We start from the raw sequence: 1,230 nt of genomic DNA, 5'->3' as shown, positions 1-1,230 counted from the left end.
CGCGAAAGCGGAAACGGCTCGCCCAACGCTGATTTGTACTAAAACCATTATCGGTTTTGGCTCACCAAACAAATCGGGCTCACATGACTGTCACGGCGCGCCGCTAGGTGATGACGAAGTGAAAGCAGCACGTGAATTCCTAGGTTGGGAATACGGTCCGTTTGAAATTCCTGCCGATATCTACGCTGAGTGGAATGCAAAAGAAGCGGGCGCTGCCAAAGAATCAGCATGGGATGAAAAATTTGCCGCTTACGCCAAAGCGTACCCAGAGTTAGCCGCAGAATTTAAACGTCGTGTCGATGGTGACCTACCCGCTGAGTGGGAAGCGAAAGCGTCGAAAATCATTGCCGACCTGCAAGCAAACCCAGCCAATATCGCATCACGTAAAGCATCACAAAATGCACTAGAAGCATTTGGTGCGCTACTCCCTGAATTTATGGGCGGCTCGGCAGACCTTGCGCCATCGAACCTTACTATCTGGTCAGGCTCTCAATCCATTACTGCTGACGACGCATCAGGTAACTACATTCACTACGGTGTGCGTGAGTTTGGTATGACGGCCATCATCAACGGTATCGCATTGCACGGCGGTTTCATTCCTTACGGTGCGACCTTCCTGATGTTTATGGAATACGCGCGTAATGCAATGCGTATGGCGGCACTGATGAAAGTGCAAAACATCCAAGTGTATACGCACGACTCGATTGGCCTTGGTGAAGATGGTCCAACTCACCAACCGGTTGAACAAATTGCCACCCTGCGTCTAACGCCAAACATGAGCACATGGCGTCCATGTGACCAAGTGGAATCCGCAGTGGCTTGGAAACTGGCCATTGAACGTAAAGATGCGCCAACCGCGCTGATTTTCTCACGCCAAAACCTTGCTCAGCAAGAGCGTAGTGAACAGCAATTGGCTGATATCGCCAAGGGTGGTTACATTCTGAAAGATTGCGAAGGCAAGCCTGAACTTATTTTGATCGCGACTGGCTCAGAAGTTGAGATTGCAGTTAATGCTGCGGCAGAGCTTAGCGCTTCAGGTAAACAAGTTCGTGTGGTATCCATGCCATCCACTGATGCGTTTGATAAGCAAGATGCGGCGTACCGTGAAGCGGTATTGCCATCAGATGTGACGGCTCGTGTTGCGGTGGAAGCTGGTATTGCTGATTACTGGTACAAGTACGTGGGTCTTAACGGCCGCGTTGTGGGCATGACAACCTTTGGTGAGTCTGC

General features: G+C 50.7%; 1 protein-coding gene. It reads left to right on the top strand.

Annotation, left to right across the window (positions count from 1 at the left end):
• The coding region (locus ACFFUV_RS23365; RefSeq protein WP_390198311.1) for a transketolase family protein at nucleotides 1-1,230 on the top strand (1,230 nt) is incomplete at both ends.

It is taken from the genome of Vibrio olivae (assembly GCF_042428525.1).
In the GTDB taxonomy this organism is placed as follows: Bacteria; Pseudomonadota; Gammaproteobacteria; order Enterobacterales; family Vibrionaceae; genus Vibrio; species Vibrio olivae.
The sequence above is the reverse complement of the archived record's forward strand: the minus strand, read 5'-3'. Positions and strand labels throughout refer to the sequence as shown.